The following is a 16,962-nucleotide window of genomic DNA, read 5'->3' on the forward strand; positions in this document are numbered from 1 at the left end:
GAAATCTGCGTGGTCGCTGTGTTCGTTTATCATCCATTTGGGGATATTGGGTTTGAAGCGGTTGGCTGTGAGCAGGGCCGAGTATCGACGGAACTCATGGTACCGAACTTGCACAGAACCTCCGCGTTAACGAAGGCCGTGTCCGGCCCGACGCCAACTGGGAATGGTGAACGATATGTCTAAGTTGAAGCGTATGTGCCTCATGAGTGTCGCGGCGAGTGTTCTCGCGACGTCGATGGCGGTCGCGCAGGAGAACAATTTCTACAGCCGCAACAAGTATGAAGCGGTTCTGGACCGGGCTCAGCCTGAATTCGATCCCGAGCCTGTCCGGCTCGGCGCGTTCCTCGTGAATGCTCGCGGTGATCTGGGCCTGACAGCCACCGACAACGTCTTCGCGACGCCTTCCAACCGCCAGTCGGACGTGCTTGCACGCATCGGTGCGTCAGTTTCCGGGACAACGAACTGGGCCGTGCACGCCGTCGGGTTCGATGTTTCGGCGCACCGGAACGAATATCTCGATCAGAGCAATGAATCGAACAACGACCTGCGCGCCGGGCTGCGCGGCCGGCTCGATGTCACGCGGGAATTCTCCCTCGGCGGCGGCGTCTTCGCCGAGCAGCGCACCGAACCGCGTACCGACATCGTGAATGCGTTCGGCATTGATGCCCCGCTCGAATACACGGTTGTAGGCGCGCGCCTCAGCGCCGATTACGGCAATGACCGGGTACGCTGGAACAACAATGCTGTCGTCCTCCAGGAAGACTTCAAGAACAGCCGGCAGATCGGCACGGGCCTGCCGATCGACCAGAGCTACCGGGATCGCACCTTCACCGAGGCGACAACCCGCCTGTCCTACGCCCTCACGCCGGACTTCGCCGTCTATGGCCAGGGTAGCTACCGGATCAGTGACTATCGAACCACGCAGATCATTGGCGGCCAGGCCCGCAGCCGCGATTCCAAAGGCTACACGGCAGCTGCCGGTGTCGATTTCGAACTCCGCTCGCTGGTTCGCGGCGATATTGCCGTCGGCTATCTGAAGGAAGACAAAGACGATGCTTTCTTCGCCGATGTCAGTGGCCTTTCCATTGACGGGCGTCTGCAATGGTTCCCGACCCGGCTGACCACGGTCAGCCTGAACGCCGGCCGTAGCGTCGTCGATGTCGGCGCGTTTGACTCGCCGAGTGCCCTCGCCACACGGGGCGGCGCGCGGGTTGATCACGAACTGCGCCGGAATATCGTCGTCTCGGGCTTTGCGAACTTTGCCAATTACGAGTATCAGGAGATTGATCGCAAAGACGAGAATGTCGAACTCGGCCTCGTCGCGACCTACAAGATGAACAAGCGTGTTCATCTGGATGCATTCTACACCCGGCTCGACCGCGACGCGAGCGGGGCGGCAGTTTTCGGCAACCCGAATTATGATGTAAATCAGGTCGGGATTGCGCTTCGGGTCTTCCCGTAACGTACCCCAATCACCCGGCCTTCGCTCACACCGCGCAGGCCGGGTGCCAGAAAAGACAAAAAGGCAGGCATCTTGACCAAGTCCTACACAATCGAACTGCCCGGCAGCACCAACTCCGCGCTGGCGCAGGAGCCGGTGAACACGTTCCAGTTGTTCGACCTGAAGACGCTTGTGGGAATCGTCTATCGCCGCTTCTGGCTGATCCTGACCGGATTCCTCGTTACCTTCTCGATCATCGCCTACATGACGTTCAACCAGACACCGGTCTACCGCGCGCAGGCCGTTGTGCAGATCGACACGACCCAGAAGAACGTCATCGATCTCGGCGCGATCTTCACCGGCATGGGCGGGACGACCGCCGTGATCGACACTGAGGTGCAGGTCATCGGCTCGAAGACGCTCCTCGGCCGTGTGGCCGAGCGCCAGAAGCTGATTGAAGATCCGGAATTCAACTGGACGCTCCGGCCGCCGCGCGAGACGCTTGTCTCCAGCGCCAGCAAATTCGTCGCCGGCCTGATGGGCCGCGACACGACTCCGGTCGATCCCTTCCTCGGCATGACCGAGGAACAGCGCGAAGCGTCGATCATGGAGTCGGTCGTCCAGACGTTGATGGGCAAGGTCAAGGTCGGGCGCATCGGCGCGACTTACCTGATCACCATTGATGTGCTGAGTTATTCGCCGGAGACAGCCGCGCGCCTCGCTGACGAGGTGGCAGAACAATACCGGGTGCAGCAGCTCGAGGAGAAGTACGAAGCCACCCGCAAGGCTACCGAATGGCTGCAGGAGCGCGTATCGGGCCTGCGCGAAGAGGTCGAGGACAAGGAGCGCCGGGTCGAGACCTTCCGGGCCGAGACCGGCCTGCTCGCCGCCCAGGGCGCGACACTGACCGAGCAGCAGATTGCCTACATGACAGGCCAGCGCGGCACGCTCCAGGTCGAGCATGACCAGGCGCGTGCGCGGTTTGAAAGTATCCGCCGGCAGATCGACAGCGGCGTGCCGGTCGAGTCCATCTCGTCGACGGAAGTCAGCAGCTCTCCGCTGATCAGCACCCTGAAAGCCCAGCGTGCGGACATCATGCGCCGGGTGGCAGACCTCGAAACCCGCGTTGGTGAGCGCCACCCCGAAATGATGGCGGCGCGCAGCGAAGTGGCGGACATCGAACGGCAGATCAATAATGAGGTGAACCGCATCGCGGCGAACCTTGAAAGCGAATGGCGTGTCGCCCAGCAGCGCCTGAACAGCATCCAGAGCGAAATCGGCCGTTCGACCGCGCAGCTTCGCGGGAACAACATCAACCTGGTCCGCTTGCGCGAACTGGAACGCGACGCTGAAACCAGCCGTGTGTTGCTGGAAGAATTCCTGGCTCGCTCCAAGCAGACCCGCGAGCAGGATGCGCTGATCACCGCTGACGCAAACATTCTCTCGCGCGCTTCGGTTCCCTATGCGCCGGCGTCGCCGAAGAAGACCCTGAACCTGTTGATCGCGTGTTTGCTGGGTCTCGTAGTTGGCGCCGGGCTCGCGCTCTTCGCCGAGCTGTTTGACACGAAGCTGAGCTCGACAGCCGATATTGAGACGAAACTTGGCGCCCCGCCGATCGGGTCTGTCCCGTTGATCCGGACAGCCAGCTTCCTGGGGCTGGCCCAGACGAATCCAGCGGAGTTCCTCGTCGAGAATCCGCTATCGGCCTATGCGGAGAGTATCCGCTATCTGCGCGCGGCCATCGCCTTCTCGGATCTCGACAGCGAGACGAAGACCGTGGCAATCACTTCCTCACTCCCGGATGAAGGCAAGACCAGTCTTGTTCTGAGCCTCGGGCGGATGTCGGCCATGTCGGGATCGCGCACGCTGGTGATCGATGGCGACTTCCGCCGCCGGCAGCTGACGGAAACTGCGGGCCTGAAGCCGGAGATCGGCTTCGTCGAACACCTGTTCGGCAATGGCGCGCTGTCCGACGCGATCGTCAAGGATCGCAAGACGATGCTCGACATCCTGCCCTTGTCGCTGGATGGCCACACGCCGCATGACGTTTTCGGCACGCGTGCATTTGATGACCTGCTGGCGCGCCTGCGCTCCATGTATGACCTGATCCTGATCGATACCGGTCCGCTTCTGCTGATGGCCGAAGCCCGCGTTGTCGCCGGCAAGGTCGACAAGACGATCCTGATCGTGCGCTGGCGCGAGACGGCTCGCTCGGCCGCGCGCCAGTCGCTTGCCCTGCTGCGGAATTTCAAGGCTGATGTGCTGGGCGTGACGCTCAACATGGTCGATCTCAACCGGCCGCGCCATCACGGCGATCCGGGCGCGACCTACAAGGCCTATCGCAAGTACTACCAGATGGATTCCCGTCCGGGTCTGTTCGGCTGGTCACGGCCGCGGGGGAACAAGAGCAAAGGCCTCAAGTCAGGAGTGGCGTTGCAAGTCCCGCCTTCGCAGCCGGCCAATGAGTCCCAGCCTGCAGAACGGGTCTCGGCGGAATAGGAGCCGCCGGTGTCCGGCAGCAAGCATTCCGGAAAATGGAACGCGCAATGACTCGGATCGCTTTCTTTGGCCATGATGCAGGCGATGCAGCCGTGCGGCGCCGGGCAGTTGCACTCCGCGATGACGGGTTTGATGTCACTGGCTTCATGATGCGCCGGGGGGAGCCGGCCGCAACCGAGTGGCCCCTGATTGATCTGGGGCGAACCCGTGACGGTGCCTTTATCCAACGCATCCTGCAGGTGTTACGGGGCGCGCGAACAGCGGCCCGGGCGAAGGAAACGCTCGCATCGGCCGACCTCATCTATGCCCGCAACCTGGACATGCTGGCCTGCGCCTTCCTTGCAAAGCGCCTTGCCGGCCTGAATACGCCGGTTGTCTATGAAAGCCTTGATGTTCACCGGATGCTCTGCCGTAAGGATGTCATCGGCAGCGTGTTGCGCTGGCTCGAAGGCGCCTTGCTGGCGCGCTCCGCAGCGCTGGTCGTCTCGTCGCCCGGCTTCCTGCGAAATCATTTCGAGCGCCATTATCCGCCCCATCCCCGCACCATGCTGATCGAAAACCGGCTGGCCGGCGGGCAGGGTTATGGCGAGCGCAGGCCGTCGGACACATCAGAAGTGCCCGGCAAGCTGCGGATAGGCTGGGTCGGCAATCTCCGGTGCAAGCGCTCGCTGGACCTTCTCTGCGCCCTCGCTGATGAACTCGGCGACGCGGTGGAAATCCGGCTGCACGGCGTTCCGGCCCGCACGGAGATCCCTGTATTCGAACCGTTGATCGAAGCGCGGGCGAACATGTCCTATCATGGGCGCTACCGGTCTCCGGAGGACCTTGCCGCGATCTATGCCGGGCTGGATGCCGTCTGGGCGGGCGACTTCATGGAAGCGGGCTATAACTCCGTCTGGCTGTTGCCGAACCGCATTTATGAGGGCGGCTATTTCTGCACCCCCGCCATTGCGCCTGCAGACACCGAAACAGCTGCCTGGCTGGAACGCCATGACTGCGGCTTCACGCTGGCAGAACCGCTGGAGAAGTCGCTGCCAGACCTTGCGCGCCGCCTTCTGGCCGACCCTGCGCCGCTCCGCGGGAAAGCCGAAGTCCTTGCCCGCTTGCCTGAGGATGCCTTCGTCCAGCCGCGCGGCTATCTGCTTGCGCTCCTTGCCGGCGTTCCAGGTGTGCCGGCTGCACCGATGCCGGCGCAGGAGGTCTGCGCATGAGCGTCCTGCCGATCCGCTTCGCGCCGGCTCCGCCTGTTGAGGCGGTCCTGACAACCCGCGTCAAACCGGCTGCAGCGTGGGAGCAGGTGCTCGTGACGCTGTGGATATTCTGCGCCTTCATCCAGTTCCCCGGCAATTCGCTCGTGCTCTATCCCTGCGCGCTGCTGCTGGTCCTGATTTTTATACACTATTCCGAATTCACCATCCCGCTCGCGCTGAAATGTTCGATCCTTCTGCTCATCCCGGTCATGACGATCCTGTCTTTCGGCTGGTCTACGGTTCCGGGCGAAGCGATGCGTCTCGGCATCCTGATGGTCGTCAACTTTGTGGCCATGATCGCGATTGCCACAAGGCTGACGAGACGTCAGATCATTCGCTGCATCTTCTTTGCCGGGGCGCTGACCGTCATCTACCTGGCGCCCTATTCACAATATCTGGGGATCGACACGGCCCTCGGCAGCAAAAACTACCTGTCGATCCGCATGATGCTGACGGCGTTTGCAGCGCTGGCTGTCGCCTATGACTCCGAGGAGCCTTATCCCCTGCGGTTCGCCGCAGTCGGTATTGGGGCTGTCGCGATCTATTTTTGCTATCTCGGCAACTCTGCCACCTCTCTGGCGCTAACGCTCGGCGGGGCCCTGATCCTGACAGCCATGTGGGTGGTCTGGCAGCCTGCGAGCCGGATCCGCCACCTCAGATCCTTTGTCGTTTTCTCGGGCATCACAGCGCTCGTCGGACTGATCATGGCGCTGCTCTCGCTGCCGGACAATTCGATTGTCGACGACGTTCTGGGCGCCTTCGGCAAGGATGCGACACTGACCAACCGGACGATCATGTGGGAGGCCGGCAACCGCGTCGCCGATGAGAAGCCCCTGTTCGGGCATGGCATGAACAGTTTCTGGCAACCAAATGTCGGTGCCGCGCAAACGCTGAATGAAATTGACCACCGGGCGGCGGGTACGAAGCACTCCTTCCACAATGTCTACATCGAGACCCGTGTGGCACTCGGCTATGTGGGCCTGACCCTGTTCTGCATCCAGCTGGCCTGGTCCATGCTGTTCAACCTGCGGGCATGGTTTCAGTCACGCGGGATGCCGGCATCCTTCTTCCTGCTGACCGGAATGATGATCTTCGTCACCAGCTTCACCGAATCCTACCTTCTGGGGGCATTCGAAGCGATGGTGATGCTTTACTATCTGGGCGGGATCACGGCGCTTGCCTTGCCCTACCATAACGGGATCCGCCAGCGCGTGCTGTTGCGGCCAGCCTGATCCCGGCAGCCTTTCAGGAATGTCAGGCTTGTGTCCGGCAGGCGCAATCAGACCCCGTAATATTCCGGATGTTGCCGGATTTGTGCCTGATTCCGCTGTCAACTTCCCATAATCAAGCCAATTGGTTCAGCGGGCTTAAATGGCCGTTAAACCTTCAGGGTTTTAAGTCCTTCGCAAGGACAGTGTCGCGTATGAGTGAAGTCATGGCCATGAAAACAGGCGTAATGCATGATCCCGTTGCCGCGATGTTTGATGCGGACAGGTCCGTGATGTCCGACACGGCCGGAGAAAAATGGCCGGTCTGGCTGCGGGTGCTGACGATCATCAGCCTCAGCGCCGGCATGTGGGCGACCATCATCTGGGGTCTGGTCTCGATCTTCGGATGAGCCTTGCGCGGCCGCGCAATGGCATGGAATTTGCGACTTCGGCACTGATCCGGCCAATGTCCGGAACCTCCCTGTGCGCCTGAAGGAACATCCCCGGATGCAGCCGTCTCCTGAGACACCTCCCGCGCCCGGCGCCGGCGTTGCCTTGTCGGTGGTCATCAACAACTACAATTATGCCCGCTACCTGCCCGAAACGATCGGAAGCGTCCTGGCGCAGGGCGAAGAGGTTGCCGAGATCCTCGTCGTCGATGATTGTTCAACGGACAATTCGCGGGATGTGATCGATGAGTTTGCACAGCGATTTCCCGGCCGGGTGCGCGGCGTGTACCAGCCGGTGAATTCCGGGCAGGGGGCGGCATTCAATGCCGGTCATGCTGCTGCGCGCGGGGACATGGTGATGTTCCTCGACGCCGATGATTTCATGCTGCCGGGCGCTGCTGCGAAGATCCGCGCGAATTACGAGCCGGAAGTAACCCTTTATCACTACCGGATGCGCTATACGGATGAGACCAGCAAGCTCGGCGACGGCGTGTTCCCGCCGCTGAGCGAGCGGCTTGCCGATGGCCTTGAGGCATCAGAGAAACTCCGCAGTGTCGGGCGTTACCCCTCGACCATTACATCGGGCCTCGTGTTCAATCGCTGGGTTCTCGACCGGATGATGCCAGTGGATGCGGAAGCCTTTCGGTATGGCGGAGACGGCTACGTCGTGGCGGCAGGCCCGCTCTATGGCCCGGTCCGCAGTTTCGAGACCGAGACCTGCGCCTACCGGCTGCACGGGGGCCAGCACACCTCGCGCCGCGCCGCGCAGGCCAAGCTCGCCCGCTGGCGGATCGACCATGACCACCAGCGCTACCGGGTGATCCGCGAACATTCGGCCCGCCTCGGACTTCCCGTTGCAGTCGATCTCGGCACGCGGGATGACGGGCACCTGTTCGAGCGGATCGTGTCGCTTGTGTTCGAACCGGAGGCTCATCCGATAGAGGGTGACACATTGGGGCGGCTGATCCGCGATATAAAGCCGCTCGAAGCGGCAAACCGCCGGGGTTTGCGCCGGGCGTTCTCGGGTGTTTTCTGGACGGCGATGCAGGTTGCGCCCCGCCCGCTGAAGCTGCAGCTGATGAGGCTCAGGCTTGATCCCAACTCCCGGCCGGCCTGGGTGCGCAAGCTGGCACGGACCGTGCGCCGCCGGTTCAGGGTCTAGGAGGCTGCGCGCGATGGAAACAGCCACAGTCATCATCCCCTGCTACAATTCTGAAGCGACCATCGAGCGGGCGGTGCGCAGCGCACTTTCCCAGACGCTGCCGGTTCGCGTGATCGTGGCCGATGACTGCTCGACCGACCGCAGCTTCGAGATCCTGCAGCGCATGGCCGAAAGCGAGCCGCGCCTGACGGTGTTCCGGCTCGACCGGAATGGCGGCCCATCGGCGGCGCGCAATGCGGCGCTCGCAAGGGTCGAAACCGATTGGGTGGCCGGGCTCGATTCAGATGACTATCTCCTGCCGCGGCGGATGGAGCTGCTTGTGCATCATGCCGAGACGTCCGGTTGTGATCTTGTGGCAGATGACCTCGTCCGTGTCAGGCCGGGGGAGCGGCCCGAGCAGGGGCTGCGGGTCTGGCGGGATCAGCCGTTTGGTGTTGCAGAGCTCGACATGGCAGAATTCATTCGCCAGAACATGACGAAATATGCCGGTTTCCGGCAGGAGATTGGTTATCTCAAGCCGCTGATGCGCATGGCGTTCCTCCGCCGGACAGGGCTTCGTTATAACGAGACCCTGAGACTTTCCGAAGACTACGAAATCTATGTCCGCTCCTACATCGCGGGCGCGCGCTGGCAGGTGATTGATCCGTGTGGATACATTGCCATGGACCGGCCCGGTTCCCTGTCGAATGCCGTTGATACACGGGCGCTTGAAAGCCTGCGCGCTGCGGACAGGCTGTTGATGCAAACCCCTGGCATCTCTGCGGACGGGCGGCGGGCAATTGCCGAGCATCGCCATCATGTGACGGTCGATCTTGCCTGGATGCAGCTCATATCCGCCGTGAAATCCCGCAACCTTACAGGCGCGCTGCGTACTTTCGGCTATTCGCCGTCCGTTTCAGGCAAGCTGGCGCTGCGCATCGCCAAACACTTCCTCAAGATCCCGCTCTATCCCGAGGATCCGGAAGCAGGCCGGCCCCGGTTCGGGGAACAGGAAACACTCGCCCTCACCTGACATCGAACTTGTCGGCCTTGCGCTGGCCAAGCAGCATCCGTTGCTCCAGCCGGCGGCGCAGGGCGGCATAATAGGCTTCAAGGAAGGCAAGGTCGGTCTCGCCCGGCTGGCGTGTCCAGCCGATCTTGGTGCGGATGCGGGCGGCAACCTGTTCCTTGATTGAGGGCGCGGACTGGCGAAGCACGTCTTCCAGAACATGCAGCTCATGGATGCCATAGGCGTCAGCCTGCTCCGGGGTGAAGCTAAACCGGCCTGCGGCTTCGGCGGTGGTGGCTGCGGATGTGATGTCGTGCATCAGCTTGGTCTGCGGCGCCCGGATGACCCAGGTTCCGGCGATGAGGTCGCCGACGCGCATCTTGTCGCGGTTGAACAGCGGGAACAGCAGGAACACGCCGGACCAGACAAGCCCGAACAGCGCGAGCCAGCCATCACTTCCGCCGCTCATCATCAGGAACTGGAAGGGCAGGCCAATCTCGATCTCGCGGATGAAATTCCGGGCAAGGACGGAGTTTGCCGTAAGGCGTCCGCCATCGCGCGCGGCAACACGAAGGCCAAGCGCGCGCTTGCCCGGCGTCGCGGCGCGGCGGCTGATCTCGAAGAAGATGTAGTAGAAATTCCGGACAAAGAAAAAGAACACGAGCCAGAAGGCGAAGGCGATGTTGGCGCTGCCGGGGCTTGTTGCCGAGAAAAGGTAATTCAGCCCGAGGAACGTCGCGATGACGATGGCCCATTGGATCGCAATGTCGATCAGGAAGGCGCCCGCGCGTTCTCCGGCGGACGCAAGGCGTAGGCGGATCGCGGCGCCTTCCGGCGTGATCAGGCGGCGCACCTGTTTGGACTGGCGTTGTTCCTCCGCCATGCGTGCGCGCCGCTGGGTAGCGGCCTCGACGCTGACATGCACTTTCTTGCGCGGGGGGGCGGGGGCGGCGCGCTCGCTCATCCGGGGCCTCCGCGCCGGGGCAGGTAGAAATAGGCGAGCCAGAGGACCAGTGTTGTCCCGGCAACGATGTAACGGATCACATCGGAATTGATCAACTGCCGGCCGAAGCCTTCCAGCAGGGCGGCAAAGATCAGCATGATGACGCAGCCCATCGCGATGGTCGCGGCCTGCTGCCCCGCCGCGCGCGCAGAGGCAAGGCGCGTGCGCTCCCCGGGAAAGGCGACCGCGCCGCCGATGATGAAGCCTGCCGCGCCGGCCAGGATGATGGCGAACAGCTCCGTCACGCCATGGATCATCAGCCAGCCGGTGAACTCATAGCCTAGCCCCTTCTGCCAGAAGACAGCATAGAAAGCGCCCAGGATGACGCCGTTGTAGACCAGCAGCCAGGCCGTCGGGATGCCGAACGCAAAGCCGAGCGCGAAAGAGAAAAGCGCGATCTGGGCATTGTTGTTGAACAGGAAACTCGAGAAGGCCGAGAGCTGGCCATCGCCATGTCCGTCCGAATACAGCGTGCTGCGAAGGTATTCTGCCGTTGCATCCGGATTGCGCCCGTCTCGGAAGGCATCGCCCGCAAGGGTCCAGAACCAGTCCATATCTTGCAGGCAGAGGAAAAAGGCGAGCAGGCCGCCCCCAAAGAAGAACAGGGCCGACAGCAGGGTCGGCCAGGCTGCGGCGCGCACGGCGGCTGGCCAGTCACGGCGCAGGAAGGTCATCATCCGTTCGCCAAGGCTCGTGCGTGTGCCGTAAACAAAGAAATAGGCGCGTGTGCAGAGGCTCTCGAGATAGGCGATGACATTCTGGTCAAGCGAGATGGAGCGCGCCACCGAAAGCGACGAGACGGCTTGCCGGTACAGCCTTGGCAGCGCGAGCATGTCTTCGTCGGTCAGCGTCTTCACGCCGCCATTCTCCGCGCGGGTGAGAATGAGGTCCAGCTTCTGCCAGTCGCCTTCGCGTTCCTCGCGGAAGCGGTAGGATTTCAGCAGGTCGCCGCTCACAGCATGTCCCTCCGCTTGATCCGCAGATAGCGTGACACAAGCTCCGCGCCGAACTGTTCGGGCCGTGCCTCGATGATCTGGACCCCAAGGCGCTGCAGGCGCCGGAAGACAAGGTCGCGTTCCGATAGCAGCGTGTCGGCGATCACCGCGCGGGCGACATCTTCGGAGCTTGCGGGCAGGGTGTCTGTCATCGAGGCAAGGGCTTCATCCTCGAAGGTTGCGAAGATCACGAGGTGCCGGTCCGTCAGCCGGCGGACATTTTCGAGCATCAATTCAGCCGAGATCGTATCCACAAAATCTGAGAAGATGATGATCAGGCTGCGCCGCTCCAGCCGCCCGGCAAGATGGGTGAGAGCGAGGGTGAAGTTGGCTTCCTCCTCGGAGTAATCCATTTCCGAAACGATGGCCTGCGCCTTCGGAAAGCTGCTCGTGCCTGTCAGGAAGCCGCTGGTGACGCCGGGGCGCGCATCGAAGCCATAGAACATCGTCCGGTCGCCGGAGCGCAGCGAAACATAGGCAAGGAGCAACCCTGCGGTAACCGCGCGGTCAATCTTCGGCACGCCGCCGAGCGGCTCGCTCATCAGCCGTCCGGTATCGAAGGCAAAGACGATATTGTGGTTGCGCTCGGTCTTGAACTCCTTGGCGAGCAGGTGGCGGTGGCGGGCGGAGTGTTTCCAGTCGATAGCGCGCCGGTCCATGCCGGCCGCGAACTCGCGCAGCGCATCGAACTCGCTGCCATCGCCGCGTTCGGTCTGGGCCTTGATGCCGAATTCGGCGTCGCGCGCGTAAAGCCGGATCGCTTCATCGCGCACCCAGCGTATGTTCGGAATGACCGGGATGGCATGCCCGGCCTCATGCACATGACGGATCTGGACGAGACCGAGCGGACCCTGCCAGCGGCTCCAGAGGCGGATGAGGGTCGCTGTCCCGCGCCGGCTTGCGGTTACCGGCTGGTCGAAAGTCCGTACACGCGCATCCCATCCGCGCAGGCCCTGCGCAGGCAGCGGCGGAATGGTCTCGCTGGTCTCCAGCTGAACCTCGATCCGGCGCGGCAGGGGACCGGTTTCAAAAGCAAGGGTCAGCGTGACCGGAGCTTCCTCGCCAACATACAGGAATGTAGGTGCACTGACATCGGCCGTGTAGGCGGCAAGGCGCGGACCGATCAGGGCATCCATCAGGATGATGCCAAGAACAGCCGCAATCCAGCCCGCCGACAGGATCCACAGGCCCGGTGCAAACAAGGCAATAGCAATGAGGACGGGCACGCCCATCAGCATCAGGAAGATGGCCCGGGGGGTAGGCGAGATCACCGCGGCGCTGCCGTCTGCTCGACGATGCCGGCCAGCGTCTCGGCCGTCGTACGGCCCTCGATATCGGCAGCAGGGGAAAGGATCACGCGGTGGCGCAGGGCGGGCAGGGCGAGAGATTTCACATCATCCGGGATAACGAAATCCCGGCCATCAAGCGCAGCCCGCGCGCGCGCTGCCATGGCGAGGGCTGCTGCGGCCCGGGGGCTTGCGCCGGTCTCCAGCGCCGGTGTCGAGCGGGTCGCACGGACGATATCCACGATATACGCGATGATTTCGTCCTTGAGTTGAATGCTGGCAACCGTCTCAACCGCCTGATCCAGTTCTTCCCGGCTGACGACCGGGGCGATGCCAAACCCATCCGGTGTTTTCATGCCGGTGCGGTTTCCGTGGCTGGCGACGATGCGCAGCTCTTCATCCCGGCTCGGATAATCGAGAACGTGCTTGAACAGGAATCGGTCGAGCTGGGCCTCGGGCAGCGGATAGGTACCCTGCTGCTCGATCGGGTTCTGCGTCGCGATGACCATGAAGCGCGGATTGAGCGGATAGCTCTCTCCGTCGATGGTCACTTTCCGTTCCTGCATCGCTTCGAGCAGGGCGGCCTGCGTCTTGGGCGGGGTCCGGTTGATTTCATCGGCGAGCAGGATGTCGGTGAAGATCGGACCCTTGGTGAGGCTGAACTGGTTGGTCTGGAAATTGAACAGGTTCGTGCCGAGCACATCGCCGGGCATCAGATCGGGCGTGAACTGGATGCGCCCGAAGGCCAGAGAAATAGCGCGTGCAAAGCATTGCGCCAGCAGCGTCTTGGCGGTGCCGGGCGGGCCCTCCAGAAGGACGTGCCCGGATGAAAACAGCGCAGCGAGCAAGAGGTCCACCGTCTGGTCCTGGCCGATGATGGCCTTCTGCACCTCGCTGCGGATGCGGGCGGCGAGGGGGCGGATGTCAGCCACGCTCATGCAAAGTTCTCCTGAGTATTGCCTTGTGCCAATGGTAGAGGTTGCGCGCGCGCTCAACGAGGGCGTCGCGGCTGGTCGCCGGCTCGCGCAGGCCGGCTTCAAGGTCGCTGAAAGCCTGTTCGCTTCCGGGCGCCGGGCCAAACCGGTCAAACATTTCCGTGATCTGAGCATCCGTCAGGTTGCGCGGCAGCCCGAGGGCGGCAGACAGGCGCCGCCGGATCAGCGCGGCATAGCCGGGCGCCATGTTCGTCTCGCGCCGGGCCATCGTCACGAGGCCCGCAGAATTGTCTGCCAGGGCCTGTTTGCCGAGCGCGATGGCGCGCCCTTCGCGCGAGGGCGGCCCGAACCGCACTGCGCCGGCCCATCCAAGCAGCAGGGCGGCGGCTATGGCCGCCAGCGTTGCGCCCAGGAAAGGCGCGCTGAACAGCATCTTCAACAGGTTTTCCGAGCGCTCGAAGCCATGCAGGGACGCATCCAGAAGGATCGGCTGATGATCCTCACCCCTGAGAAGGGTCAGGAGTTCGGTGGCAAGGCGCGCATTGGCGAGGCGGGCAAGGCCGAAAGTGTTCAACAGGTCCGGATCGGTCAGGACATAGATCTGGCGGCTATGGTCATAGCCGACGAGCGTTCCGCCTCTGGCTTGTATGAAGGGCTGCAGTGAGGCCGAGCGAATGAGCTGCAGGCGGACATCCGGCTCCATGGTGCGCGGTCCGAACGGCGTGGCGAGCTCGGTATCCGGCGAGATGCGGACAATCTCGGCATCCGGCCAGATACGCGATAGCCGGTCATTGAGGAGGCTTGCTTCCAGGAAGCGTGTGTCGATCTGCCGGCTCGGGTCCATCGGGTCTGCGCGTCCCTCCCATTTCGGCAGCACCAGCAGGGTCGGGAACAGGAAGCCGCTTGCGTCAAGGTCCGGCAGCCTCCTGTTGGCCGGGGCGGTTACAATCATCAGCCCGCCGGGGCGCTGGGTCAGGTCCTTCTCAAGGCGCGAGATGCGCACGGGATAGCCCTGCGCCTCGAGCAGGCGGACGAGGCCGTTATACCCGATGGCGGATGTGGAATAGGGATGCTCGCCCGCTTCATTGCGCTGGCGCAGTTCGGGTGCCCATCCGGCCAGCACGAGGATGGCACCAAACGCAATCACGGCAATCGCAATCAGGATCGCGGCGGCGCGCGCCGAAATAGGCGCCTCGGTCGCGTTCGGTCCCGTCATGCCCAGCCCTCGCCGAAGGCAAAGTCTTCATAGCTGTCGCGCGCAGCTTGCCAGCCTGCGGCATCGACCGGGCGGCTGCCGAAGAAGCTCTGCTCGACAATCCCGATGATCGGTCGCAGCGCGCGTCTCGCGCGCTCCGGCAGGCGGCCAAGGGTGGCGATTTCGCGGGCGGTCAGTGAGGGGGCGACCCCGCCCTCAAGGCGCTCCTGGATGTCCTCGATCGAGCGGAAGAGCAGCAGGTGGACGGCTTCTGCAAAGCGCCCCTCGCGGGCCAGCGCGTCGGCCTCCTCGAGCAGCGAACGGGCGCGGCCTGCATCCGGGCGGATGTCGGGCAGGATGTCATCCTCGCGCTTGGCCTTCGGCTTCTTCTGCCAGCCAAGGCGCATCCGGATTGCCTCGCCGAACAGGAACCAGACGATCCCGGCCGCAACAAGGATCACGGCGATCCAGAAGATCGCCTGAAACAGCGGGCCGAGGGAGTCGAGGAACCGGCCGAGCGCCTGCAGCCAGTCGGGCGGCGGGGAAGGCTCAAGGCGGGTCTCTTCCAGTTCAGGCCGGGTCAGCTGCAGCGCGCTGTCGCGCAGATACGCACGGTGGGCGGTTTCGAGCGTTGCAGGATCGACCTGGTTTTCAGCTTGCTGCGCCCGGCCGGGCAGGGCGTGCCAGAAGCCGGTGGCCAGGGCGGCAAAGCTCGTCCGGACCGGTGTTGCCACGCGAGAGACCCTCCTGCCGGCATCCAGGGTGACGCCGCTTGCCGTGGGACTATTTCAGAGCTTGCCGCAGGCTTCAATCTCTCGCTGCGGCTGGGGCGGTCCGGGTGATCAGGCTTCGCCGGCTTCCTGCTTGCGCAGTTTCTTCAGGAAGCCGCCGGCGAACTCCAGCCCGTAGGTGCGGATGGAGGCGTAGACCGGCAGTGTCATGACCAGCAGCAGGGCAACACAGAGATAGGCGAGCCCGCCAAGGACGGTATAGGCCACGCCCATGATGGCGCTCGCTTCGTGCGTCATCATCCGCAGCACAATGCCCACGAGCACCGCCGCGACAGACATCGGCCAGATCACCTTGAGCACGTCCAGAACCGTCACTGAGGTCTGGCGGGTGGCCATCACGAAGCAGGGAATGAACAAGATCGCGACCGCCGTGCTGTAGGCGATGGCAACGCCGGTGCCGCCATACGGCAGGCCCACGACGAAGGCGAGCACATAGACCGGCGTCGACCAGAGGCCCCACTGGAACATGCGGCCTGTCCGGCCAAGCGAAATGTAGATCCAGTTCACGGCGTTCATTGGCGTGGCGAGTGCCATCGACAGCGCCAGCCAGCCGAAGATCGCCTGTGTCTGGTCCCAGCCCGGGCCATAGACGGTGCGGATCACCGGGCCAGCGCCGCCGAACAGGACAGCCGTGAACCCGCCGCTGAGGATCACCAGCGCGCCAAGACCCGCGAGGAACGCGGCCCGCCATTCTTCCGGCTTGTCCTGAAGGCGGCTGAGCGCCGGCTGCAGCGCCTTGGCGATGGGCACGTTGACGAAATTGATGGGCGCCTGCAGCAGCGCATAGGCGCGCGCATAGAAGCCGAGCTCAATCGTACCCCAGCGCCAGCCGATCAGCACCTGGTCCAGTGTGCGCTGGAAATAATTCATCACGGTAAAGCCCGTGAGATTGACGCCGAGCATGACCGAGCTTGCCGCCGCCCGCCAATGGGTGGGCCAGGAGGGGCGCCAGTCGCAGCGCCAGATAAGGAAGAGCGAATAGCTGAGCGAGCCGATCCAGGCCTGCGCAACGAGCGCCCAGTAACCGATTGGCGTGTAGATAGCGAGCAGGATCGCCGCGACCACGCAGAGCGCCTGCGAAGTCACCGCGCCGATTTCGAGATCGAGCCAGCGCATCGTTCGCGCAAGCAAGGCAAAATGCTGTGTCGCCAGCATGTTGACCGGGATCACCAGCGCCATCGCCGCGACAACAAGGGTCAGGCGCGGTTCGTTGAACAGCATGGCGGCGAGAGGCGCGAGCGCCATCAGGATCAGGCAGACGAGCGTTCCGACGCCCAGCCCCATGAAGAACAGGACCGACGTGGTGTTCTGGTCGATTTCCTGGCGCTGGATGGTCGCCGTCGACAAGCCAAGCTCTGCAAACATCGTCACGAAGCCGAGCACGGCCCAGGACATGGCCAGCAGGCCGAAATCATCCGGCAGAAGGATCCGGCCAAGAACCGCCAGCGAAGCGAGCTGGATCAGCAGGCGCAGCACGTTCGAGATTGCCATGAGCCCGCCGCCCTGCAGGGTGCGCCGGCCAAGCGTGTTCTCCAGGTGCGCAACCGACATGGCGCGGGCATTGCGCTCAGCCCGCGTCAGCCGGGCCGGTTTCACATCAGGTTCGCCGGAACTGGTCAGGGAAGTGGCCTCGGGCAGGGATTGCGGGTTTGTCATTGGTGACCGGTTCGGGCCGGGTTGTCATCCCGGCGGGGTGAGGCGGTTTGCCCCGTTACAGGGATCTGCCCAAGCAATCGGCATGCCATGGAGCGGTGCAGGGC

The 16,962-nt window shown here is 63.3% G+C and carries 14 protein-coding genes; 7 read left to right on the plus strand and 7 right to left on the minus strand.

From position 1 onward, the window contains the following. Positions 1-175: 175 nt before the first annotated feature. The 7 genes from ACK4SV_RS04180 (at position 176) to ACK4SV_RS04210 (ending at position 9,021) form a co-directional block, all read left to right on the plus strand. Entirely contained in the window at positions 176-1,462 is a 1,287-nt protein-coding gene (locus ACK4SV_RS04180; protein WP_409916546.1) for an outer membrane beta-barrel protein, read from the plus strand. Between the two features lie 72 nt (positions 1,463-1,534). Continuing rightward, the gene (locus ACK4SV_RS04185) at positions 1,535-3,940 is read left to right on the plus strand and encodes a GumC family protein (protein WP_409916547.1); all 2,406 of its coding nucleotides are present in this window, start codon (positions 1,535-1,537) and stop codon (positions 3,938-3,940) included. A 47-nt stretch (positions 3,941-3,987) separates the two neighbouring features. Then, positions 3,988-5,151, plus strand: a complete 1,164-nt coding sequence (locus ACK4SV_RS04190; protein ID WP_409916548.1) for a glycosyl transferase — start codon at positions 3,988-3,990, stop codon at positions 5,149-5,151. Further along, positions 5,148-6,422 carry an O-antigen ligase family protein gene (locus ACK4SV_RS04195; protein ID WP_409916549.1) on the plus strand — a complete coding sequence of 425 codons (1,275 nt, stop codon included), beginning with the start codon at positions 5,148-5,150 and terminating at the stop codon, positions 6,420-6,422. Before ACK4SV_RS04190 ends, ACK4SV_RS04195 begins: the two co-directional genes overlap by 4 nt. Positions 6,423-6,625: 203 nt before the next feature. Further along, positions 6,626-6,808 carry a hypothetical protein gene (locus ACK4SV_RS04200; RefSeq protein WP_409916550.1) on the plus strand — a complete coding sequence of 61 codons (183 nt, stop codon included), beginning with the start codon at positions 6,626-6,628 and terminating at the stop codon, positions 6,806-6,808. Between the two features lie 97 nt (positions 6,809-6,905). Continuing rightward, the gene (locus tag ACK4SV_RS04205; protein WP_409916551.1) at positions 6,906-8,009 is read left to right on the plus strand and encodes a glycosyltransferase family 2 protein; all 1,104 of its coding nucleotides are present in this window, start codon (positions 6,906-6,908) and stop codon (positions 8,007-8,009) included. A 13-nt stretch (positions 8,010-8,022) separates the two neighbouring features. Beyond that, the gene (locus tag ACK4SV_RS04210; protein ID WP_409916552.1) at positions 8,023-9,021 is read left to right on the plus strand and encodes a glycosyltransferase family 2 protein; all 999 of its coding nucleotides are present in this window, start codon (positions 8,023-8,025) and stop codon (positions 9,019-9,021) included. Here ACK4SV_RS04210 and ACK4SV_RS04215 read toward each other — a convergent pair. The 7 genes from ACK4SV_RS04215 to ACK4SV_RS04245 all read right to left on the minus strand — a co-directional run bounded on the left by ACK4SV_RS04215 (position 9,014) and on the right by ACK4SV_RS04245 (position 16,858). Then, complete coding sequence (locus ACK4SV_RS04215; protein WP_409916553.1) at positions 9,014-9,961, minus strand: RDD family protein; 948 nt, start codon at positions 9,959-9,961, stop codon at positions 9,014-9,016. The genes ACK4SV_RS04210 and ACK4SV_RS04215 overlap by 8 nt on opposite strands. Next, the gene (locus tag ACK4SV_RS04220; protein WP_409916554.1) at positions 9,958-10,956 is read right to left on the minus strand and encodes a stage II sporulation protein M; all 999 of its coding nucleotides are present in this window, start codon (positions 10,954-10,956) and stop codon (positions 9,958-9,960) included. Before ACK4SV_RS04220 ends, ACK4SV_RS04215 begins: the two co-directional genes overlap by 4 nt. Beyond that, positions 10,953-12,266: a DUF58 domain-containing protein gene (locus tag ACK4SV_RS04225; protein WP_409916555.1), complete on the minus strand. Its 1,314-nt coding sequence runs from the start codon at positions 12,264-12,266 to the stop codon at positions 10,953-10,955. Before ACK4SV_RS04225 ends, ACK4SV_RS04220 begins: the two co-directional genes overlap by 4 nt. Then, on the minus strand, positions 12,263-13,219 hold the full coding sequence (locus ACK4SV_RS04230; RefSeq protein ID WP_409916556.1) for an AAA family ATPase: 957 nt from the start codon (positions 13,217-13,219) through the stop codon (positions 12,263-12,265). Before ACK4SV_RS04230 ends, ACK4SV_RS04225 begins: the two co-directional genes overlap by 4 nt. Then, the gene (locus ACK4SV_RS04235) at positions 13,206-14,432 is read right to left on the minus strand and encodes a DUF4350 domain-containing protein (RefSeq protein WP_409916557.1); all 1,227 of its coding nucleotides are present in this window, start codon (positions 14,430-14,432) and stop codon (positions 13,206-13,208) included. Before ACK4SV_RS04235 ends, ACK4SV_RS04230 begins: the two co-directional genes overlap by 14 nt. Beyond that, entirely contained in the window at positions 14,429-15,145 is a 717-nt protein-coding gene (locus ACK4SV_RS04240; RefSeq protein ID WP_409916558.1) for a DUF4129 domain-containing protein, read from the minus strand. Before ACK4SV_RS04240 ends, ACK4SV_RS04235 begins: the two co-directional genes overlap by 4 nt. 108 nt (positions 15,146-15,253) lie before the next feature. Next, the gene (locus tag ACK4SV_RS04245; protein WP_409916559.1) at positions 15,254-16,858 is read right to left on the minus strand and encodes a lipopolysaccharide biosynthesis protein; all 1,605 of its coding nucleotides are present in this window, start codon (positions 16,856-16,858) and stop codon (positions 15,254-15,256) included. Positions 16,859-16,962 lie beyond the last annotated feature (104 nt).

The sequence above is a fragment of the Hyphomonas sp. genome, assembly GCF_046313735.1.
Classification (GTDB): domain Bacteria; phylum Pseudomonadota; class Alphaproteobacteria; order Caulobacterales; family Hyphomonadaceae; genus Hyphomonas.

Bases quoted from the DNA above. Each gene is read 5' to 3' on its own strand.
- ACK4SV_RS04230 (WP_409916556.1), bottom strand. From the start codon at position 13,219: ATGAGCGTGGCTGACATCCGCCCCCTCGCCGCCCGCATCCGCAGCGAG.
- ACK4SV_RS04205 (WP_409916551.1), top strand. From the start codon at position 6,906: ATGCAGCCGTCTCCTGAGACACCTCCCGCGCCCGGCGCCGGCGTTGCC.
- ACK4SV_RS04210 (WP_409916552.1), top strand. From the start codon at position 8,023: ATGGAAACAGCCACAGTCATCATCCCCTGCTACAATTCTGAAGCGACC.
- ACK4SV_RS04190 (WP_409916548.1), top strand. From the start codon at position 3,988: ATGACTCGGATCGCTTTCTTTGGCCATGATGCAGGCGATGCAGCCGTG.
- ACK4SV_RS04180 (WP_409916546.1), top strand. From the start codon at position 176: ATGTCTAAGTTGAAGCGTATGTGCCTCATGAGTGTCGCGGCGAGTGTT.
- ACK4SV_RS04195 (WP_409916549.1), top strand. From the start codon at position 5,148: ATGAGCGTCCTGCCGATCCGCTTCGCGCCGGCTCCGCCTGTTGAGGCG.
- ACK4SV_RS04200 (WP_409916550.1), top strand. From the start codon at position 6,626: ATGGCCATGAAAACAGGCGTAATGCATGATCCCGTTGCCGCGATGTTT.
- ACK4SV_RS04235 (WP_409916557.1), bottom strand. From the start codon at position 14,432: ATGACGGGACCGAACGCGACCGAGGCGCCTATTTCGGCGCGCGCCGCC.
- ACK4SV_RS04215 (WP_409916553.1), bottom strand. From the start codon at position 9,961: ATGAGCGAGCGCGCCGCCCCCGCCCCCCCGCGCAAGAAAGTGCATGTC.
- ACK4SV_RS04245 (WP_409916559.1), bottom strand. From the start codon at position 16,858: ATGACAAACCCGCAATCCCTGCCCGAGGCCACTTCCCTGACCAGTTCC.